Source organism: Salinisphaera sp. T31B1, assembly GCF_040361275.1.
Taxonomy (GTDB): Bacteria; Pseudomonadota; Gammaproteobacteria; order Nevskiales; family Salinisphaeraceae; genus Salinisphaera.
Map to the genome: position 1 here is coordinate 133,176 of NZ_APNH01000004.1, position 18,711 is coordinate 151,886.

An 18,711-nucleotide genomic window follows, 5' to 3' on the forward strand; every position below is an offset into this window, starting at 1 on the left:
TCGGAGGACATCGATGCGCCAGCCGTACCCCTCCGTAGCCTCGCTGTGGGCAGCCCAGGCGCCGCCGGCAGAGCCCGCGCGGCCGCTCGCCACGCCCCTGCAAGTCGACGTGGCGATCGTCGGCGGCGGCTACTCCGGGTTGTCGGCGGCCCATTATCTGATCGAACAGGGCCTCAAACCCGTGGTGCTCGAAGCCAGACGGGTGGGGTGGGGCGCCAGCGGCCGCAACGGCGGCGTGGTATCGGCCAAGTTCCGTATGCCGTATTCGGCGATTGCGCAGGCGCATGGGCTGGATACGGCACGGCTGATGCACCGCATCAGTCATGACGCCGTGGATCTGGTCGAATCGCTGATCGAGCGGTTGGGAATCGAGACCGCGGATTTTCGTCGCACGGGCAATCTGAGCTGCGCGCACAACCAGCGTGCGCTGGCACGGATCGCCGCCGATGCACGCTGGCAGGTGGATGCGCTCGGTGATGACCATCTATCGGTGGTTTCGGCCGAGCGCGTGGCCGAGGAAACGGGCTCGAACGCATTCGTCGGTGGCGTGCTCGCCGACGATGTGGGCCGGCTGCGTCCACTGGCCTATGCACGCGGCCTGGCCGATGGTTTGTGTCGGTCAGGTTCGGATCTGCTGTTCGAGGACACGCCGGTCGAACGGGTGGAGCAAGTTGGCCAGGGCGTGCGGCTTCATACGCCGGGGGGAAGCGTTCAGGCGTCGCAGGTGATCCTGGCCAGCAACGGTTATTCGGGGATCACACCGGCGACCGACCGGCTCAGACGCAGCGTGGTGCCGTTTCGCAGCGCGATCATCGCAACCGAGCCCTTGCCTGAATCGCTGCATGCGCGGCTACTCAAGCATGATCGCAGCTACGGCGAGACCCGACGCATGATGCGGTGGTTTCGCAAGGTCGACGACCGGTTTGTCTTCGGCGGCCGTGGCGCGTTCGGAAGAGAAGATTCGGCCAAAGCGTTCGATGCGCTGCAGCGAGCGATGGTGGGGCTGTTTCCGGACCTGGCGGGCGTGGCTGTCGACTATCGCTGGTCGGGCCACGTGGCAATGACCCTTGACAAGTTTCCGCATGTCGGCCGTCTGGACGATCGCACCACGACGTGTGTCGGCTACAACGGCGCCGGCGTGGCGCTTTCCACGCTGCTGGGTCGCCATGCCGGGGCGTGTGCCGCCGGCCATTCGCCGGAGGTCGGCCTGTTGGCCGCCGAGCGGCTCAAGCGTATTCCGTTCTACCCGCTGCGAGAGCTGGGCATCCGTTCGGTGGCGGGGTGGTATCAGCTGCTCGATGCCGTCGGGCTTTGATCCGACATGAATCGGTACGACAACGACAACTAGAGGGCAAGGACAATGACAATCCGACGCACACTCGGCCTGGCCATGGCGGTCGGCCTTATCGCAGGTCTGCCCGCCGTGGCAAACGCTGCAGACGAGATCACGTTCGTCTCCCAGGGCGGGGCCTATCAGGACGCCCAGACAAAGGCGATTCTCGACCCGGTGGCCCAGGCGCTGGATATCACCATCAACCAGGACAGCGTTCCCGATCCGCTGCCGATGATCAAGACGCAGGGCATGACCGGGCGGGTCGTCTGGGACGTGGTGGACACGCCGCCCTACAACTGTATTCGTGCCGGCGCACAGGATCTGGTCGAAAAACTCGACTACTCGCGGCTGCCGGCCGCCAAGGACATCCCCGAAAGCACGCGCACCGCCTATTCGGTTCCTTACGAGAAATATTCGAGCGTGCTGGCCTACAACGCCGACAAGTACGGCGACAACCCGCCTAAAAGCTGGGCGGATTTCTGGAATGTGAAGAAATTCCCCGGACGACGGGCGTTGCGCAATTACCCCGTGGCCACGCTGGAGGCCGCGCTGCTGGCTGACGGCGTGCCCCGCGACAAGCTCTATCCGCTGGATGTCGATCGGGCATTTGCCAAGCTCGACGAGATCAAGCCGCATATCGCCACCTGGTGGACGTCTGGCGGCCAGTCGGCACAGCTGCTCCACGACGGCGAAGTGGACATGATCATGATGTGGAACGGCCGTGTCAGCGAGCTCAAGAAGGCCGGCGACAACGTCGACTACACCTACGCCGATGGCATTCTCCAGCGCACCGGGTTGTGTATTCTCAAGGGCTCGCCGAATCTGGATACCGCCTACCGGTTCGTCAATGCCGCCATCTCGCCGGAATATCAGGCCAACCTGCCCAAGTACATCGACTACGGCCCGGCCAATGCCAAGGCGTTCGATACCGGCAAGATTTCCGACGAGCGCGCCGCCCAGCTGCCCAGTTCGCCGACCAATGCGGCCCAGCAGGCGGAGCTGTCCTATAAATGGTGGGCGTCCCCCGAAGGTGAGGACACCCAGCGGCGCTGGCTGCGCTTCATGCAGCGCTGATCGCGATTGTATGCCTGTCTTTCGTCGCCCGGGCCGGCATTGCCGGTCCGGCCATTCACGCTAGCGAGTTTTCGCCCATGGCCGACGCCGCTCTCCGACATCGCCGCCGGGATCGCGGGCTAATGTACCTGCTCATGGCGCCCGCGGTCTGCGTGGTGCTGTTGCTGCTGATCGTGCCGACCAGCTGGCTGTTCTGGCAGTCGATCTATGCCGGCGGTTTCACCCTGGCCAACTACGAGCGGATCTTCACCGATTCGATCTATTTCGACACGTTCGTGTTGACCTTCCGGATCAGCGCGATCGTGACTCTGGGCACGCTGGTGCTGGGGTATCCGCTGGCCTATGCGGCCTGTGTGCTGCCGCGCCGGTGGGCCCTGCCCATTCTGGTGGCGGTGGTGTTGCCGTTCTGGACCAGCGTTTTGGTACGAACCTATGCCTGGCTGATCCTGCTCGGACACAACGGCGTGATCAACAGCTTTCTGATGAGTCTGGGTGCGGTCGATGCGCCGTTGCGGCTGGTCAACAACGAGTTCGGCACCATCGTGGCGACGATCCATATCCTGCTGCCGTTCATGGTGCTGCCGCTGTATTCGGCGATGCAGAAGATACCCGACGATCTCATGCTGGCCGGCATGAGCCTGGGCGGTTCGCCGTTCCACGCCTTTCGCCGCATCTATTTCCCGCTGTCGTTGACGGGCGTGATGGCCGGCGCGGCTCTGGTGTTCGTGCTGTGCCTTGGGTTCTATATCACGCCCGAGTTGATGGGCGGTGGCAAGACGGTCATGGCTTCAATGGTGGTCAGCCGCAACGTGGAGTTGTTCAATGATTGGGGGGCGGCCAGCGCGGTGAGCGTCGTGCTGCTGGTGATCGTGCTTATCGTGTTCTATCTCGCCAGCCGCATCGTGCCGGTGGATCGAATCGTGGGGGCCGGGTGATGGTCAGACGTATGCCCTTGCGACGCGCGGCCCTGTATCTGTATGTGATCGGCGTCGTGGTCTTTCTGATCCTGCCGGTGCTCATCGTCATCCCGATGTCGTTCTCGGACGCGCGATTCCTGAGTTTTCCGCCGGAGGCGTTCTCGCTGCGTTGGTATGACGCGTTCTTTTCGAGCAACGAATGGCTCGGCGCGGCGCGCACGAGTCTTCAAGTGGCCGTACTGGCGACCCTGATCGCCACGCCCCTGGGCGTGGCGGCTGCCTACGCGCTCGAGAACACCGACCACTGGAGCGCACGCTATGTGCGTATTCTGCTCATGCTGCCGCTCATGGTGCCGTTGATCATCATCGCGGCCGGGTTGTTTCTCGCCTTCGCTCGAACCGGGCTGTGGGCAACGACCACCGGGCTCGTGTTGGCGAACGTGATGCTCAGCCTGCCGTTCGTGGTGACCGCGGTCGGCGCCGGCCTGCGAGGCTTCGACAAGAATCAGGAAATGGTGGCCCGCAGTCTGGGCATGAATCGTTTCCGGGCGTTCTTTGCCGTGGTGCTGCCCCAGATCAAGCCCAGCGTCGTCTCGGGGGCGATCTTCGCCTTCATCTGGACGCTCGATGAAACCATCGTGGCGCTGTTCATTTCCGGTGGCGACAAGCAGACGCTCACAAAGGTGATGTTCACACGGCTGCGCGACGAGATCGATCCAACCATTGCCGCGATCAGCACGCTGCTGATCGTGGGGACGACGACCTTGGCTGCGCTGAGCCTGTTATTCCGGCGTCGCTGAGCGGCGTCGTGTTTGAAAACGGCACCATCCGGTTTCCGGTTCTCGGCCGTACGGGACTTGCCGATGACCGAGGCCGCTCGTAGGCTGCCTGCCACCGCCGGCGGGGCTTGTCGCCCCGGCGTTAAAGGCTGTGCTGCATCGCCGGCAGGCACGATCTCATGGACATGACATGACCGCTACTCTGCTTTATTGGGGGCCCGACGATACGCGGGCCGCACGTTGGCAGGCGCTGTTCGCCGCGCGTGCGCCTTCGATCACGTTCCGGCGCTCGGATGATCCGGGAGATGCGGCCGACGTCGACTATCTGCTGAGCTGGCAGCCGCCCGACGATATCCTGGGGCGTTTCCCCTCGCTACGAGCGATATTCGCGACCTCCGCGGGGGTCGACCAGTTCGATCTGGCGGCCATCCCCGAACGGGTTCCCGTGGTCCGCATGTTCGACCCGCAGATCGAGGCGGGCGTCGTGGAATACGCCAGCACCGCCGTCCTGTATCTGCACCGCGAGTTCGATCGCTATCGGCACCAGCAGCACACGCGTGCCTGGATGCCCCACGCACCGCTACCGGCCACAGCGCGCCGGGTCGGTATCCTGGGGCTGGGCTCATTGGGCCGCGCCATCGCCCGACGACTGGTGACGCTAGGTTTCGAGGTATTGGGGTGGGCGCGTTCGGCGCACACGCTGCCCGGCGTGGCCTGTTTCCAAGAAGAAGACGGGCTCGCACGCATGCTCGCCGTCACGGATATCCTGATCTGCATGCTGCCCCTGACCGAGGCGACCCGCGGCATGCTCGACCGCAGCCTGTTCGAGCAATTGCCGCGTGGGGCCTGCCTGGTGAACATGGGGCGGGGCGGACACCTCGTCGAAGCCGACCTGAGTGCGGCCCTCGACGACGGCATTCTCCGTGGAGCGGTTCTGGATGTGCTGGATAGCGAACCGCCTGCGCCAGATCACCCGTTCTGGTCCGACCCGCGTATTCTGCTGACGCCGCATATCGCGGCGATGACCAACCCCGATACCGCCTTCGATGTTTTGATGGCCAATATTGAACGTGATCGCAAAGGCGAGGCGATGATCGGTAGAGTGGATCGGTGGCGCGGTTACTAGTCTGGTGCGTACGAATTGCTGGGCAGCGCTCAATCGATCGCGCGGATATCCTCGCCGGCGATGGACCGGATCACGTCCACGAACTGGCGCAGGATCAGCGAGCGCGGCCGTTCGGTCGGAAACAGAAAGCGCGGCTGTATCTTCACCTGGGGTTCGAATCGCCGCGCCACGAGATCGGGATAGGCGCCGCTGAGAAGGGTGAAGGGATCGACCAGTGCGATGGCGTCGAGTTGGTTGACCATGGAACAGGCCGTCGACGTATTGTTCGACATCAACGCCGGTTTGAAGACATAGCCGCAGCGTCTGAACGCTTCGCGTAGCAGCCAACCCGTACTCGTTTCCATACCGAACGACACCAGCATCTGGCCGGCCAGTTCTGCAGGGCCGAGGCAGGCGTGCCGGGCCAGCGGATGCGCGCTTTTCAGGACCGCCACCAGTTCGGCCGTTCCGAATTCCTCGACCTGCAGATCGTCGGTGGGGGTGGGGACATCGAGGATGCCGATATCGACCTGGCCGGTGGTGACGTAATCGACCACGTGACGCGTCGGCAACGCGCGGACATCGAAGACGACCTTGGGATGATCGGCCACGAATATCTTGATTGCGTGTGGGATCAGCGATGCGGCGATGGTGGTCGGCGCGCCGATCGTGATCCGGCCGGCCATGCCGTCGCGTATCTCGGTAGCCAGCTGGCTGACCGATTCCATGCTGCCGAACAGCCGTTCGACCTCGGGCAGCAGGGTCGCCGCCTCGGGCGTACACAGCAGGCGGCCCTTGGTGCGCTGGAACAGCTTGAGGTCGAGCGATGTCTCGAGGTTTTTCAGTGTCTTGGTGACCGCGGGCTGCGATACGTACAGCATTCGAGCCGCCGCCGAAACCGACCCGGTGTTGACCACGGCCCGAAAGATTTCGAGTTGTCTGACGTTGAGCTCGGTCACTGTATAACCTGCGGTTATTTTTTAAGTTATAAGATTGTATTGGTATTTATACGATCAGCTTGCGTAGGCTCCAGTCAAGCCCTAAATGACGTGTCACAGGCGCGTCGAAAACCCAAGGAGCATGGCTTGAGCGTTTCAGACAAACACGTATGGCATGAACGGGCGCGCGGTCTCAAAGCGGAATGGCGTGCGTTCATCGATGGCGAGTATCGGCCGGCGTTGTCCGGCGAGACCTTCGAATCCACGAATCCGGCGACCGGCCAGAAGATCGTGGATATCGCCGCCTGCGACACCGCCGATGTGGATGCGGCCGTGGCCGCGGCACGCAAGGCGTTCGAGGCTGGCGTGTGGTCGCGTCGCGCGCCGGTCGAACGCAAGCAGATCATGCAGCGTTTCGCCCAGAGCATTCTCGACCACCGGGAAGAACTGGCGCTGCTCGAATCGCTGAACGTGGGCAAGCCGATCAGCAACGCCTACAACGGCGATATCGTCAGTTCGGCCTCGTGCATCCAGTGGTACGGCGAAGCCATCGACAAGCTATATGGCGAATACGTGCCCGGCGCCCCGGATATGACCACGATGGTGATTCCCGAACCGCTGGGCGTGGTCGCGGCCGTCGTTCCCTGGAATTTCCCGCTGTCGATGGCGTGCTGGAAACTTGGCCCCGCGCTGGCGGCCGGCAATTCGGTCGTGCTCAAGCCGGCGGAACAATCGCCCTTGACCGCGATCCGTATCGCCCAGCTGGCCGTGGAAGCCGGTATTCCGCCGGGCGTGCTCAACGTGGTGCCGGGCTTTGGTGAAACCGCTGGTCGGGCGCTGGGCCTGCATATGGACGTCGACGCGGTGGGCTTCACCGGTTCCACCGCGGTCGGCAAGTTGTTCCTGCAATATGCCGGCCAGTCGAACATCAAGCGCGTGACCCTCGAATGCGGGGGCAAGAGTCCGCAGATCGTGATGGCCGATTGCCCCGATCTGGACGCGGCCGCGGAAGCGGTGGCCAAGGGCATCTTTTCCAACAGCGGCCAGGTGTGCAACGCCGGCTCGCGCGTGATCGTCGAGTCATCGATCCGGGATGCGCTGCTCGACAAGGTCGCCGGCATCGCCGGTCAGTTCGTGCCTGCCGATCCGCTCGACCCGGAAACGCGTATGGGCTCGATCGTGAGCGAAGCCCAGTTCGACCGCGTGATGTCCTATATCGATATCGGCCGCCAGGAAGGCGCGGCGGCGTTGCTTGGGGGCAGCGCCGTGAACCAGGGCTCGGGCGGGTTCTTCATTCCGCCGACGATCTTCAGCGACGTGCGCTCGGATATGCGCATATCGCAGGAAGAGATCTTCGGCCCGGTACTGGCCAGCCTCGCGGTCGACAGTTTCGAGCAGGCCATCGACGTGGCCAACGATTCCGTCTACGCGCTGGGCGCGTCGATCTGGACCGGCGATGTGCGCCGGGCACACCAGGCGGCGCGGCGTCTGCGCGCGGGCGTGGTCTGGGTCAACTGTTTCGACAAGGGCAGCATGTCCGCGCCGTTCGGCGGCTTCAAGCAATCCGGCTTCGGACGCGATAAGTCTATGCACGCTTTCTCCAAGTATATGGACTGGAAGGCGGTCTGGATCGCGTCGTAATCGATTTCGCATTCCAAAAAGAAGAGGGCTGACGATGAACAAGGATGACCACAACGAAAAAGGTGCCGACACCGTTCTGAACCGGGGGCTGTCGAGACGCGGCTTCGTAAAATCGGTGGGTGCGATCGCGGCCGCCAGCGCCGTGGGCACCGTGGGCTGGCCTGGCATCGTCAGCGCGAAGTCGAAGTCGATCAATGTCACCTGTTGGGGCGGCGCCTATGAAGACGCCGTGCGTACGTCATTCGCGCAGCCCTTCGAGAAGGCCACGGGTATCCGCGTCAATCTGGTCAACAACGCCGATCTGGCGCGCATGAAGGTCCAGGTGCAGAACCGGCGTATTTCCTGGGACGTCTTCGACAGCATCGGGCCCCAGATCATGGCCGGCTCCAAACAGGGCATGTGGGAAAAGATCGATACGTCGATCGTGGATACCTCCGGGCTGATCCAGCAGACCGGTGACGACAACGTGGGCACCTATTTCTATGCCGGCGGCATCGGTTTCGATCCGAAACGCAATCCGCAGGGCCAGCACCCCGAAACCTTCGAGCAGTTCTGGGATGTAGACCGATTCCCCGGCCGGCGCGGTCTGCGCTCGCGGATCAGCGAGAACCTCGAGATGGCGCTGCTGGCCGACGGCGTGGCGCCGGATGCGCTCTACCCGCTGGATATCGAACGCGGTTTCGCCGCGCTCGATCGTATCAAGCCGCATGTGCGCAAGTGGATCGAGACCACGCCGCAGACGGTGAGCCTGATCGCCAGTGGCGATCTCGATTTCACCTACACCTATCTCAGCCGCGTCTTGCCCGCGCAACGCGCCGGTACGTCGGTGGCGATGTCGATGAAACAGACGCTCAACAGTCTGGAATATCTCGCCGTGCCGCGGCATGGGCGTAACACCGAAGCGGCCATGCAATACGTGAATTTCTGCCTGCAGCCCGAAAACCAGGCGAAATTCTGCGAGATGGTCGAATTCTCTCCCAATGCCGAAAAGGCGCTGTCGCTGGTCGATGCGGATGCCCGCGCGCGGATGCCGGACATGAACAGCGCCAATGCGATCGTCATCGACGACGAATGGTGGGGCGAGCATTTCGACGATCTGCAGCGTCGCTTTACCGAGTGGATGTTGATGTAGGTCGCGACATCGTCCGGCCGCCACGAAGCGGCCTTGGTCTGCGCATTGGAGCCGGCGCCCTGTGGCCGTGCTCCGAAGCGTGTTCGAACCCACTGGATTGACGATGGCAGACACGATCAAAACGCGTACCACCGTTGCCCTGCTGGTGCCGCTCGGCGCCCTGCTGCTGGCCATGTTCCTGTGGCCGCTCGGCTATGTCGGCTGGACCAGCTTCTATGACGGCGGCTTCACCACCCAGGGCTATGCCCAGGTTCTGACCAGCGGTCTCATCCGCAAGGTGGCATGGAATACGTTGAGTATCAGCCTGTGGTCGACGGCCGTGGCGCTGCTGCTGGGCTATGCGCTGGCCATGCATATCACGCGGATGCCGCGCCATCGCCGCGCGCCGTATCTGGTCATGGTGATGCTGCCATTCTGGACCAGCATTCTGGTCAAGAGTTTTGCCTTGACCGTGGTGCTGGGCGACCAGGGGTTCGTCACCCAGCTGCTGCGTTGGCTGAGTGGCGGCTACTGGCACCCGCAGCTGATGTTCAATCGCTTCAGCGTGGTCGTGGGCATGACCAATTATCTGCTGCCGTTCATGGTGCTGCCGGTGATGGCCAGCCTCGAAAGCCAGGATGCGAATCTCGAGCGCGCGGCCCGCATCATGGGGGCCGGGCCGCTGCGCATCTTCTTTCGGGTGACATTGCCGTTGAGCCTGCCCGGCGTGTTCGCCGGCATTCTGATGTGTCTGACGCTGTCGATGGGCATGTACATCACACCCGCATTGCTGGGCGGCAGCAGCGACATGATGTTGTCGAACCTGATCGACTTCTATACCCGGCAATCGCTCGACTGGGTGCTGGCCACCTCGATCGCCATGATGCTGTTGTTGATTTCGGCCGTGCTGATGCTGCTGTTGGTACGCGCCCAGGCCAGCCGTGAGGTGGCACGATGAGCCGCGCGGGCGCACAACGGCATCGGCAACGCCTGGCCGAAACCGGCTGGCGCTGGTTCGGGCGATGCATGGCCTGGATGGGGTATGTGTTTCTGGTGCTGCCGAGCCTGATCGTGATCCCGATCGCCTTCAGCGGTAGCAGCGAACTGAGTTTCCCGCCCAAGACGTTCTCGCTGGAACTGTTTCGCGAATTCTTCACCGATCCGGGCTGGACGGATGCGGCGATCATGAGTCTGATCGCGTCGAGCCTGACCACCGTGCTGTCACTTGCGATCAGCCTGCCGGCCGCCTACGCGCTGGTACGCGGTCGCCTGGTCGGCAAGAAGCTGCTCGAGACCCTGTCGCTGGCGCCGATGCTCGTGCCGACCGTGGTGCTGGGTCTGGGCATGTATATGGGGCTGTCCAAGCTCGGGCTGGTCGACAGCCTGCTGGGCGTAGTGCTCGGGCATACCGTATTCGTCACCCCGTTCGTGATCGTGGCGCTGACGTCCGGCCTGCGCCAGACCGATCCCGCCCTGGAGAACGTTGCGCTCATGATGGGTGCGAGCCGGCGACGCATCTTCTTCGAGGTGGTGCTGCCACAGATCCGGCCGAGCATCGTCATCGGCGCGCTGTTCGCGTTTTTGATCTCCTTCGATGAAGTCATCATCGCCTACTTCATCACCGGGCCGGATTCGACGACGCTGCCGGTACGCATGTACAGCGCGATCCGTTGGGAAATATCGCCGGTACTGGCGGCTGTGTCGGCGTTGCTGACTGGCATATCGCTGCTGGTGTGTCTCGGCGTCATGCGTCTGCAGGCCGCCGACAAGACCAACCAGAAGCCCACCATCGCCCCGGACGACGCCCGATGACAGATCAACAATTCGATGCAGTGGTGGTCGGCGGCGGCCACAACGGCCTGGTCTGCGGCACCTATCTGGCCCGTCAGGGCCATAAGGTCTGCGTGCTCGAGCGGCGCGACATCGTCGGCGGCGCGGCAGTCAGTGAAGCGGTCTGGCCCGGCTATCGGGTATCGACCGGTGCCTACACCATGGCCTTGCTGCAGCCGCGCATCATTCAGGAACTGGATCTCGCGCGCGAAGGCTTCGAAGTGCTCGTGCCGCCGCCGATGGTGCATTTCTACGACCGCGAACGGTATCTGGTGCTGCACGGCGACAGCGAACGCCTGCATGCAGAACTGGCGCGCTACAGCCGCGTCGATGCGGATGCCTATCCGGACTATGTGCAGACCATGAAGGCCATCGGCGAGGTGGTCTCGCGCATGCTCTGGGAGATTCCGCCCGACCCGGGATCGTCGAAGCTGAGCGAGCGCGTGCGGCTGGCCCGTTTTGCCTGGAAGAACCGCAATCTTGGCGCGGTCTTCTACGACGTCTACGAGCTGATGACGCTCAGCGGCTACGACTGGCTCAAGCGCTGGTTCGTCAGCGACGAAGTGATTACCGCGCTGGGCTTCTATGTCGCCTGCAGCGGCGCAGCGACGACGCTCTCGGCGCCCGGTTCAGCCTATATCCTGCTGCGCGGATTCATTCGCGACAACACGACCGCCGCCGGGCCCAGCGGGTTCGTGCGTGGCGGCATGGGCTCGATTTCCGAAGCAATCGCCGCAGCCGGCCGGCGCCACGGCCTGATCATTCGTACGAACGCCCAGGTACGCAACGTAATCCTGCACGATGGCCGTGCCCAGGGTGTGGTACTCGAGGACGGCAGCGAGATCCGCGCGCGAGCGGTGGTCTCCAACGTGCCGTCCAAACTGCTGTTCGGTTCGATGGTCGACGCCGAGGCGCTGGATGCGGATTTCACCCGGCGCGTCGGGCGTATCCGCGACCGCTCGGCGGCGTTCAAGATCAACTTCGCCTTGCGTCGGCTGCCCAGCTTCACCGGCTTCGAGCCCGAGCGCAGCGGGTTTGCCTATCCGGCCCAGCTGCGCATTGCCCCGTCGACGCGCTATTTCGAACAATCCTTCGACGCGGCCAAGTATGGCCGTATCGCACAGAATCCGGCACTGGTGCTGACCACACCGAGCGTCGTCGACGACAGCGTCGCGCCGTCAGGGCGTCATCTCATGCACGTGTTCGGCCAGCATGCGCCCTACGCGCTGGAAACGGGCGCCTGGGATGACGATGCGCGCAAGCGGCTGTATGCCAACGCCGTCGACACGATTACGCAGTACGCGCCCGACTTCGCCGACTGCATCGACGATTGCCAGGTGCTTTCGCCGCACGATATCGAACAGCACTTTCTCCTGCCCGGCGGGCACGTGCACCACGGCGAGCTCAGTGCCGACCAGATTCTTTTCAATCGCCCGGTTCATGGCAGTGCGGCCTATCGCACGCCCGTGGATGGGCTTTTCCAGTGCGGGGCATCGGCGCATCCGGGCGGCGGGGTGACCGGCGTGCCCGGCTACAACGCCGCGCGGGTGGTGCTCAAGGCACTCGGCCGTTCGCGCCAGAGGAGGACTTAGCATGCATATGGTCGAACTCAAGGGGGTCTCCAAGGCATTCGGCGATGTCGATGCCGTGTCCAACGTGGATCTGACGATTCGCGAGGGCGAGTTCGTGACCCTGCTCGGGCCGAGCGGCTCCGGCAAGACGACCCTGCTCAATCTCATCGCCGGCATGGCCACGCCGAGCGCCGGACGTATCGAGATACGCGGGCGCGACGTCACCCACAGCTCGGCGAGCGAACGCGACCTGGGCATGGTGTTCCAGAACTATGCGCTCATGCCGCATATGAGCGTGTTCGAGAACATCGCCTTTCCGCTGCGCGTACGGCGCCTGTCCCGGCAGGAGATCGAGCGCAAGGTCAACGACGTGCTCGATCTGGTACAGCTGCCCCAGATCAAGGACCGCAAGCCGCGCGAACTCTCCGGCGGGCAGCAGCAGCGCGTGGCGCTGGCCCGCTGCATCGTCTACAACCCGGCGCTGATTCTGCTCGACGAGCCGCTCGGCGCGCTCGACAAGAAGCTGCGCGAGTACATGCAGCTCGAGATTCGGCGGGTGCATGCGGAACTGGGCATCACGATGCTCAACGTCACCCACGATCAGGACGAGGCGTTGACCATGTCCGATCGCATCGTGCTCATGAATCAGGGCCGCATCGAGCAGCAGGACACCCCGGAACAGCTGTATTTCCGACCGAAATCCGTATTCGCGGCCGATTTCATCGGCACCGCCAATCTGGTCGAGTGCGAGGTGTCGGCCGTTAACGGCGATCGGGTCCGCGTGACCGGCGCGGCCGGTGCCTTCGAGGTCACCGAGGTCGAAGCGGATGTCGCCGTGGGCGATCGCGTGACGTCCGTCATCCGGCCGGAAAACGTCGAGGTTCGCGCCGCCGGAGATGATCGCGAGTCCACGGGATCGGACAACCCCTGGATCGAGGCCGTGGTCAAGGATTCATTGATCGTCGGGGGCGTCGTGCGCCATTACCTGACGATCGCCGGCGATGTGCCGGTGGTCGCCCAGCAGGCGAACTCGCGCTCGCGTTTGTTGCTGTCGCACGGCGACCGCGTGAGCCTGCGTTGGGCCCAGAACGATTGTCGAATTATTGCTTGCTAGAGGTTTTTGGATAATGGTTGCAACAGTGCCCAGCCCCGCTTTCACCACGGCCGACGAGCGGGCGCGTCGCGCGGGCGAGCAGCAGATCGCGCTGCCCGAGACGATAGGTGAATTGGTCCGCGAGCGGGCCGCGCTCAAGGGCGACGCCACCGCCGCGGTCTGGTTCGAACAGAACGTGACGCTGTCGTATCGACAGCTCGATGAACGTGCGAGCCGGCTCGCCTCGAGCCTGATGCGCCTGGGCGTACGCAAGGGCTGTCATGTCGGGGTGATGCTGGCGAATACGCCGGCCTATCCGATCACCTGGATCGCCCTGGGCCGTCTGGGCGCGGTCATGGTGCCCATCAACACGGCCTATCGAAAGGACGAGCTGCGCTTCGTGCTCGACGACGCCGATGTGCAGTTTTTCATCGTCGAACAGGATTTCATCGCGATCCTCGAATCGATCGAGACCTGGCCCGACACGCTCGTGCCGGAGCGCGTCATCGAGCATGCCGGCCTTGCCGACGTGTACCGCTCGTGGGACGACTTGATCGAAGCCGGCGATGCCGCGTTCGTTGTGCCCTGGGTCGTGGGCCGCAACGATCTGTTGAACCTGCAGTACACCTCGGGCACCACCGGCTTTCCCAAAGGCTGCATGCTCAACCACGACTACTGGGTGATGCATGGCGCCAATTCGGCGCGCCACCGGCGTCCGGAGCAGGGCGGTATCGAGAACATATTGATCTGGGCGCCGTTCTTCTACATGGACCCGATGTGGCAGTTTCTGATGACGCTGACACTCGGGGGCACAGCCTATATCGCCGACAAGATGAGTCTGAGCCGGTTCTTCGACTGGCTGATCGACTACGAAATCCACTTCTGTATCTTCCCCGAGCCGGCGTTGTCCTATTACCCGCCGTCGGCGCGCGATGCCGAGCTCAGCCTGAAATACATCAGTATCTACGGCTGGACCGAGGAGGCCCGCCGGGACGTGCAAAAGCGCTTTAGCGTGATCGCCCGTGAAGGCTATGGCATGACCGAAATCGGCACCGGCGCGCTCGTGCCCGCCGGTGCCCATGACAAGTCGCTGGTACGAACCTGTGGCCTGCCGATGGCCTTTCGCGAAATGCGCATCTGCGACGCCGACGGCCGGGATGTGCCCACCGGCGAGGTCGGCGAGCTGTGGGTGAAGGGCCGCAGCATCTTCTGGGGGTACTACAAGCGTCCGCAGGCAAACGCCGAGAGCTTCGTCGGCGCCTGGTTTCGTACCGGCGATCTGTTTCGCCGCGACGAGGACGGCTTCTATTACCTGGTCGGGCGGATCAAGGAAATGATCAAACGCTCCGGCGAGAACATTGCCGCCAACGAGGTCGAGGCGGTGCTGCGTTCCATGGGCGAGATCGACGAAGCCGCCGTGGTGGCCGTGCCCGACGTACTGCGCCGCGAAGAGGTCAAGGCCTATATCAAGCTCACGGCCGGCATCGAGCCGACAGACGTGCCCCCACAACGCATTCTCGAGCATTGCCGCAGCCGCCTGGCCGCGTTCAAGGTGCCGCGCTATATCGAGTACATGCAGACCGATTTCCCGCGTACGGCGTCGCGCAAGATCGCCAAGAACAAGCTGGCAGGCGACGCCGACGACGTGCTCGCCAATACGTACGACGCGCAAGACGACATCTGGCGCTGATCGAGGCCCCTATCATGTTCATCGATTTTTCCAGCCGCCCGCCGGGGCCGGCGTTCGCAGGCAATGCGTCGCATCTGGCCAACTACCGACGTATCTATCGCAAGACCGAGTCCGAGGTTGCCTCGGCGTCCGGCGACGACGCCCTGGCAGAGTACCTCGATACCTATTCGCGTCTCGGCGCGTCGCGGGTGGTGCTCAAGGCACGGGACGTACGCTCCACATTCGGTTTTCGGATCGCCAATGCCGATGTCGCCGAATTTTGTCGCACACACGGCGAGCGTTTCATCGGTTTTGCCGGCGTGGACCCGCACCGCGGCGACGCCGCGGTGGCCGAATTCGAACACGCCATTCGCGAGCTCGGCCTGCGGGGGCTCAATATCCAGGGCTTCGAACACCAACTCGCGATCGACGACGAGCGGCTCTATCCGCTATACGAGAAATGCATCGAGCTCGACGTGCCGGTCAATATCCATTGCGGCACGAATTTTTCGACGCATACCTCGATGACCTATGGCGCGCCCATCGCGCTGGACCGGGTCATGATCGATTTTCCGGCGCTGCGCGTATGCGCGTCGCCGCCGGGCTGGCCGTGGGTGCATGAGTTGCTGGCGGTGGCCTGGCGCCATCCGAACGTGTGGATCGGCACGCTCGCCATGCGTCCACGGCTGATGACGAAACCGCATTCGGGTTATGAGCCGTTGCTGCAGTATGGCTGCACGGTACTGCAGGACCGCATGATCTTCGGGTCGGCCTATCCGATGATGCCGGTGGAAAAAGCGCTGAACGAGTTCGAGGCGCTGCCGATACCGGATGCCGTACGCCGCAAGTGGCTGCACGACAACGCCGCCGACTTTCTCGGCATCGCGGCCGGATAGCGGCACTACAAGCATCGAAGCCGTACCGAACGCGGGCTCGGTACGGCTTCGCTCCGGCTGGATCAGCCCAGGGTGGGCATGGCGAAGGCGTTTTCGCTGCTGCGCGCGTCCGGCCAGCGCTGGGTGACGGTCTTGAGCTGGGTATAGAAGCGCACCCCGTCCGGGCCGTGGGCGTGCAGCACGCCAAAGCGCGAGCGCTTCCAGCCGCCGAAGCTGTGGAAGGCCATGGGCACCGGAATCGCCACGTTCACGCCGACCATGCCGGCCTGGATATTCTCCTGGAAGACACGCGCGGCGCCGCCGTCGTTGGTGAAGATTGCGGTGCCGTTGCCGAACTCGTGGGCGTTCACCAGGCGGATCGCCTCGTCCAGCGATGCGCTGCGTACCACGGACAACACCGGCCCGAAGATTTCTTCGCGATAGATACGCATCGTGGGCGTGACGTGATCGAACAGGCAGCCGCCGAGGAAGAAGCCGTCTTCGTGGCCGTTGACGGTCAGCCCGCGGCCGTCCACGACGAGCTCGGCGCCTTCCTCGACGCCGAGATCGACATAGCCCGCAACCTTGTCGCGATGCGCGGCGGTGACCAGCGGGCCCATCTGCGGCTCGTCGTCGGCGGCGCCGTTGCCCACGGTGAGCGTGGCGAGGCGTTCTTCAAGCGCGGCGACGAGCCGATCGGCGGTCTCCTCGCCCACGGGCACGGCGACCGACACCGCCATGCAACGTTCGCCGGCCGAGCCATAGGCCGCACCCATCAGGCCGTCGACCACGCTGTCCATATCGGCATCGGGCATGACCACGACATGGTTCTTGGCGCCGCCGAGCGCCTGGACACGCTTACCGTTGGCCGCACCACGCGCGTAGATGGATTCGGCGATCGGCGTCGAGCCGACGAAGCTCAGCGCGGCCACGCGCTCGTCGTCGATGAGCGTATCCACGGCCTCCTTGTCGCCCTGCACGACATTGAACACGCCCGCGGGCAGGCCGGCTTCGGCGAGCAGTTCGGCCATGCGCAGCGCAGCACTCGGGTCCTTCTCGGAGGGCTTGAGGATGAAGGTGTTGCCGCAGGCCAGGGCCACGGGGAACATCCACATGGGCACCATGGCCGGGAAGTTGAACGGCGTGATGCCGGCGACCACGCCCACGGGTTGGCGCAGGGAAAAGGCGTCCACGCCGGTGCCGGCATTGAGCGAATGCTCGCCCTTGAGCAGGTCGGGCGCGCCACAGGCATATTCGACCACTTCCATGCCACGCACGACTTCGCCCTTGGCATCCGAATGCACCTTGCCGTGTTCGGCGGTGATCAGCGCGGCCATTTCGTCGAGGTTTTCCTCGAGCAACTGCTTGAATCGAAACAGGATGCGCGCACGCTTGAGCGGCGTGGTGGCGGCCCAGGCCGGCAACGCCGCCTCGGCCGCGTCGATGGCGGCACGGGTCTGGTCGGCGTCGGCCAGGGCCAGCTCGGCGGTGGTTTCACCGGTGGCCGGGTTGTAGACCGGCGAACGCCGCCCGCCGGCCTGTTCGGCGATACGGCCGTCGATCCAATGGTGCAGCGTGCTCGTCATATCTCGAGATCCTTGGTTCAAAACGAATAGAGGTCGGCGGGTGGGCCGCGCCACGCTCAGGCGTCGGCCGCGATACCCAGAACGCTTTCTGCCAGCGTGTGCTCGTAGCCGAGGTTGTCGGCCACGGCGCGGTGGGTGATCTGGCCGCCATGCACGTTCAGTCCGGCGCGCAGATGGGGGTTGTCGATCAACGCCTGCTGATAACCCGAGTCCGCGAGTTGCAGCACGAAGGGCAGCGTGGCGTGGGTCAGCGCGAAGGTCGAGGTGCGCGCGACGCAGCCGGGCATGTTGGTCACGCAGTAGTGCACGACGCCGTCGACGGTATAGGTCGGCTCGGAGTGCGAGGTCGCCCGGCTGGTCTCGAAACAGCCGCCCTGATCGATGGCCACGTCGACGACCACGCTGCCGGGGCGCATGCTGGCAATCATCGCTTCGGTCACGAGCTTGGGCGCGGCCGCGCCCGGCAGCAGCACGGCACCGATGACCAGATCGGCTTCGGCAATGCTGCGTTCGAGCGTATCGGTATTGGAAAACAACGTATGCAGGCGCCCGCCATAGAGCGCATCGAGTGCGCGCAGGCGTTCGAGCGAATTGTCGAGCACGGTGACCTGCGCGCCGAGGCCCAGCGCCATGCGCAGGGCATTGCTGCCGACCACGCCGCCGCCGACCACCACCGTATTCGCGCCCGGCACGCCGGGCACGCCGCCGAGCAGCATGCCGGCGCCGCCGTTGACGTTTTCCAGGCAGTGGGCGCCGGCCTGGACCGACAGGCGCCCGGCGACTTCGCTCATGGGCGCGAGTAGCGGCAGACTGCCGTCGTCGGCGGTCACGGTCTCGTAGGCGATGGCCACACACCCGGAGTCCACCAGGCCGCGGGTCTGTTCGGCGTCGGGCGCCAGATGCAGATAGGTGAACAGGATCTGGCCCTCGAGCAGCCGTTTGTATTCCTCGGGCTGCGGTTCCTTGACCTTGACGATCATGTCGGCGGTTTCGAACACGCGCTCGGCGTCTTCGGCGATCGTGGCCCCGGCGGCTTCGTAATCGCTGTCGGCCAGGCCGGCACCCTGGCCAGCGCGGGTTTCTACCGTGACCTGGTGGCCGTGTTCGACGAGTTCGCGCACACCGGCGGGCGTGAGCCCGACCCGTGCTTCCTGGGGCTTGATTTCCTTGGGTACGCCGATGTGCATAG

Annotated in this window: 16 protein-coding genes; 13 read left to right on the top strand and 3 right to left on the bottom strand. The window is 64.1% G+C overall.

Annotated features, from left to right (window positions below):
* The first annotated feature begins 13 nt into the window (after positions 1–13).
* The 5 genes from T31B1_RS15355 (at position 14) to T31B1_RS15375 (ending at position 5,229) form a co-directional block, all read left to right on the top strand.
* Positions 14–1,315, top strand: coding sequence for an NAD(P)/FAD-dependent oxidoreductase (locus T31B1_RS15355; protein ID WP_353250406.1), 1,302 nt, complete (start codon positions 14–16; stop codon positions 1,313–1,315).
* Between the two features lie 45 nt (positions 1,316–1,360).
* Positions 1,361–2,407, top strand: coding sequence for an ABC transporter substrate-binding protein (locus T31B1_RS15360; protein WP_353250407.1), 1,047 nt, complete (start codon positions 1,361–1,363; stop codon positions 2,405–2,407).
* 77 nt (positions 2,408–2,484) lie between these two features.
* Positions 2,485–3,342: an ABC transporter permease gene (locus T31B1_RS15365; RefSeq protein WP_353250408.1), complete on the top strand. Its 858-nt coding sequence runs from the start codon at positions 2,485–2,487 to the stop codon at positions 3,340–3,342.
* Complete coding sequence (locus T31B1_RS15370; protein WP_353250409.1) at positions 3,342–4,124, top strand: ABC transporter permease; 783 nt, start codon at positions 3,342–3,344, stop codon at positions 4,122–4,124. The genes T31B1_RS15365 and T31B1_RS15370 overlap by 1 nt, the downstream gene beginning before the upstream one ends.
* Positions 4,125–4,293: 169 nt before the next feature.
* Complete coding sequence (locus T31B1_RS15375) at positions 4,294–5,229, top strand: 2-hydroxyacid dehydrogenase (protein ID WP_353250410.1); 936 nt, start codon at positions 4,294–4,296, stop codon at positions 5,227–5,229.
* A 29-nt stretch (positions 5,230–5,258) separates the two neighbouring features.
* Here T31B1_RS15375 and T31B1_RS15380 read toward each other — a convergent pair whose 3' ends face one another.
* Positions 5,259–6,167 (bottom strand): LysR family transcriptional regulator, encoded by a 909-nt coding sequence (locus T31B1_RS15380; RefSeq protein ID WP_353250411.1) that lies wholly within the window; start codon positions 6,165–6,167, stop codon positions 5,259–5,261.
* Positions 6,168–6,293: 126 nt separating this feature from the next.
* On the opposite strand from T31B1_RS15380, the gene T31B1_RS15385 reads away from it, so the two are divergent.
* From T31B1_RS15385 to T31B1_RS15420, 8 genes are all read left to right on the top strand, one after another.
* A complete protein-coding gene (locus T31B1_RS15385) occupies positions 6,294–7,787 on the top strand; it encodes an aldehyde dehydrogenase (RefSeq protein ID WP_353250412.1) in 1,494 nt (497 codons plus the stop codon).
* Positions 7,788–7,821: 34 nt separating this feature from the next.
* Positions 7,822–8,919, top strand: a complete 1,098-nt coding sequence (locus tag T31B1_RS15390) for an ABC transporter substrate-binding protein (protein ID WP_353250413.1) — start codon at positions 7,822–7,824, stop codon at positions 8,917–8,919.
* A 103-nt stretch (positions 8,920–9,022) separates the two neighbouring features.
* Positions 9,023–9,856 (top strand): ABC transporter permease, encoded by an 834-nt coding sequence (locus T31B1_RS15395; protein WP_353250414.1) that lies wholly within the window; start codon positions 9,023–9,025, stop codon positions 9,854–9,856.
* On the top strand, positions 9,853–10,710 hold the full coding sequence (locus T31B1_RS15400; RefSeq protein ID WP_353250415.1) for an ABC transporter permease: 858 nt from the start codon (positions 9,853–9,855) through the stop codon (positions 10,708–10,710). Before T31B1_RS15395 ends, T31B1_RS15400 begins: the two co-directional genes overlap by 4 nt.
* On the top strand, positions 10,707–12,320 hold the full coding sequence (locus T31B1_RS15405) for a phytoene desaturase family protein (RefSeq protein ID WP_353250416.1): 1,614 nt from the start codon (positions 10,707–10,709) through the stop codon (positions 12,318–12,320). Before T31B1_RS15400 ends, T31B1_RS15405 begins: the two co-directional genes overlap by 4 nt.
* Position 12,321: 1 nt before the next feature.
* Positions 12,322–13,413 (top strand): ABC transporter ATP-binding protein, encoded by a 1,092-nt coding sequence (locus tag T31B1_RS15410; protein WP_353250417.1) that lies wholly within the window; start codon positions 12,322–12,324, stop codon positions 13,411–13,413.
* A 25-nt stretch (positions 13,414–13,438) separates the two neighbouring features.
* Positions 13,439–15,082: a class I adenylate-forming enzyme family protein gene (locus T31B1_RS15415; protein ID WP_353250418.1), complete on the top strand. Its 1,644-nt coding sequence runs from the start codon at positions 13,439–13,441 to the stop codon at positions 15,080–15,082.
* A gap of 14 nt (positions 15,083–15,096) precedes the next feature.
* Entirely contained in the window at positions 15,097–15,957 is an 861-nt protein-coding gene (locus T31B1_RS15420) for an amidohydrolase family protein (RefSeq protein ID WP_353250419.1), read from the top strand.
* Between the two features lie 62 nt (positions 15,958–16,019).
* Here the strand turns inward: T31B1_RS15420 and T31B1_RS15425 are convergent, their stop codons facing one another.
* Both T31B1_RS15425 and ald read right to left on the bottom strand, forming a co-directional pair.
* On the bottom strand, positions 16,020–17,522 hold the full coding sequence (locus T31B1_RS15425; RefSeq protein ID WP_353250420.1) for a CoA-acylating methylmalonate-semialdehyde dehydrogenase: 1,503 nt from the start codon (positions 17,520–17,522) through the stop codon (positions 16,020–16,022).
* Between the two features lie 56 nt (positions 17,523–17,578).
* Positions 17,579–18,709: an alanine dehydrogenase gene (ald, locus tag T31B1_RS15430; protein WP_353250421.1), complete on the bottom strand. Its 1,131-nt coding sequence runs from the start codon at positions 18,707–18,709 to the stop codon at positions 17,579–17,581.
* Positions 18,710–18,711 lie beyond the last annotated feature (2 nt).

Excerpts from the sequence above, each read along its gene's own strand:
- T31B1_RS15355 (WP_353250406.1), top strand. The coding sequence starts at position 14 with ATGCGCCAGCCGTACCCCTCCGTAGCCTCGCTGTGGGCAGCCCAGGCG.
- T31B1_RS15360 (WP_353250407.1), top strand. The coding sequence starts at position 1,361 with ATGACAATCCGACGCACACTCGGCCTGGCCATGGCGGTCGGCCTTATC.
- T31B1_RS15365 (WP_353250408.1), top strand. The coding sequence starts at position 2,485 with ATGGCCGACGCCGCTCTCCGACATCGCCGCCGGGATCGCGGGCTAATG.
- T31B1_RS15370 (WP_353250409.1), top strand. The coding sequence starts at position 3,342 with ATGGTCAGACGTATGCCCTTGCGACGCGCGGCCCTGTATCTGTATGTG.
- T31B1_RS15375 (WP_353250410.1), top strand. The coding sequence starts at position 4,294 with ATGACCGCTACTCTGCTTTATTGGGGGCCCGACGATACGCGGGCCGCA.
- T31B1_RS15390 (WP_353250413.1), top strand. The coding sequence starts at position 7,822 with ATGAACAAGGATGACCACAACGAAAAAGGTGCCGACACCGTTCTGAAC.
- T31B1_RS15395 (WP_353250414.1), top strand. The coding sequence starts at position 9,023 with ATGGCAGACACGATCAAAACGCGTACCACCGTTGCCCTGCTGGTGCCG.
- T31B1_RS15400 (WP_353250415.1), top strand. The coding sequence starts at position 9,853 with ATGAGCCGCGCGGGCGCACAACGGCATCGGCAACGCCTGGCCGAAACC.
- T31B1_RS15405 (WP_353250416.1), top strand. The coding sequence starts at position 10,707 with ATGACAGATCAACAATTCGATGCAGTGGTGGTCGGCGGCGGCCACAAC.
- T31B1_RS15410 (WP_353250417.1), top strand. The coding sequence starts at position 12,322 with ATGCATATGGTCGAACTCAAGGGGGTCTCCAAGGCATTCGGCGATGTC.
- T31B1_RS15420 (WP_353250419.1), top strand. The coding sequence starts at position 15,097 with ATGTTCATCGATTTTTCCAGCCGCCCGCCGGGGCCGGCGTTCGCAGGC.
- T31B1_RS15425 (WP_353250420.1), bottom strand. The coding sequence starts at position 17,522 with ATGACGAGCACGCTGCACCATTGGATCGACGGCCGTATCGCCGAACAG.
- ald (WP_353250421.1), bottom strand. The coding sequence starts at position 18,709 with ATGCACATCGGCGTACCCAAGGAAATCAAGCCCCAGGAAGCACGGGTC.